At 61.3% G+C, this 1,520-nt stretch carries 1 protein-coding gene; it reads right to left on the bottom strand.

The window, feature by feature from the left end:
* Window positions 1–1,520, bottom strand: a 1,520-nt coding sequence (locus tag EPD60_RS07880; RefSeq protein ID WP_165871467.1) for an immunoglobulin domain-containing protein, incomplete at both ends; no start/stop codon positions are given.

Genomic DNA, 1,520 nt, shown 5'->3' with positions numbered 1-1,520 from the left:
CGCCCTGGTTGATGGTCAGGTGCAGGGTGGCGGTGTCGGGACAGCCGTTGACACCGGTGGAGTATGCATTATAGTTGCCCGAAGCCGTATAGGTAGTTCCCCTCCAGCTGAAGGAGGTACAGGCCGTAGCGGTGGTATCGGTATGCACGCCCTGGTTGATGGTCAGGTGCAGGGTGGCGGTGTCGGGACAGCCGTTGACACCGGTGGAGTATGCATTATAGTTGCCCGAAGCCGTATAGGTAGTTCCTCTCCACACATACTGGCTGCAGGCCGTAGCGGTGGTGTCGGTATGCACACCATTTCTTACCGTCAGCGTCAAGGTCACCGTGCTGTCGCAGCCAAGAGAAGTCTGCAGCACGGCCTGGTAACTTCCCGCAGCCGTCAGGCTTTGCCCATTCCAGCTATAAGGCAGCTGTACCGAACAAACCGACAGGCTCTGCGTCGCCGTGGCCTTCGGGTTTACGGTTACCGTCGCAGTCGCCGTACCCGTACAACCATTGGTAGTACCCGTCACCGTATAAGTCGTTGTCGCCGTCAGACTTGCCGTTACCGGCGAGCCCGTAGTTGCCGACAGCCCCGGGGCCGGGCTCCAGGCATAGGTGCTTGCTCCACCCGCGGTAAGCGTCGCGCTGCCACCGCTGCAGATCGGCGCCGGCGTATTCACCGTAACGGTCGGGTTGGGGTTGATCACCAGGTTGGCCGAGCCCGTGTTTGTGCAATTGTTGCTGTTGGTAACGGTCACCGAATACGTACCAGCCGTCGAGGTTTGGAAGCTGCTCACATTGCCCGCCGCCGCCGCGCCCGAAGGCACGGTCCATGCATAAGTATAAGTACCGGCAGGTGCCACCACCGCCGAAATTGTTGCCGGCAATGCATTGGCGCAGACTGCTGGCGCATTCACCGTTATCACCGCGAAGTCATAGGTCACCGCACCGCAGGGGCCGGTAACAACCACCCGGTAGCGGTTGCCATTCATCGAGGTGCTTACATTCGATAGGGTGAGCGTGTTGGTGCCACTGCCGGCAGGCGTGTTGGCGGTGCCGGTAGGGCCGAAAGCGAACCACTCGTACGTAAGCGGCCCGGTGCCCGATGCCGTCACGGTAAACGTCGCATTGCCGCCCTCGCAAACCGATACGTTCTGCGGCGGCGTCACGATCGCGGTCTTCGGGTTCACCGTGATGGTAAAGGTCTTCGGAGCCCCCGGGCAGCTGACGCCGTTGGTGGTGAGCGTCGGTGTCACGGTGATCGTAGCGGTGATCGGTGACGTGCCGGTATTGGTTGCTAAGAAAGACGCGATATTTCCCGTGCCGCTCGCGGCGAGCCCGATGGCCGTGTTGTCGTTGGTCCAGTTATATACCACACCCGTTGCCGGTGTGCCGCTGAACGTTACCGCCGTTGTGCTGCTGCCGGCACATACCGTCTGGTTGGCAGGTGCCGTTGCCACGGGGATCGCGTTGGTGGTCACCACGATCGAGGCACGCGGGCTTTCGCAGCCATTACCGCTCACCTGGCTCACGTAA

This window comes from Flaviaestuariibacter flavus (assembly GCF_004337505.1).
Lineage (GTDB): Bacteria > Bacteroidota > Bacteroidia > Chitinophagales > Chitinophagaceae > Flavisolibacter > Flavisolibacter flavus.
This window is presented reverse-complemented; position numbering and strand designations above follow the sequence as displayed.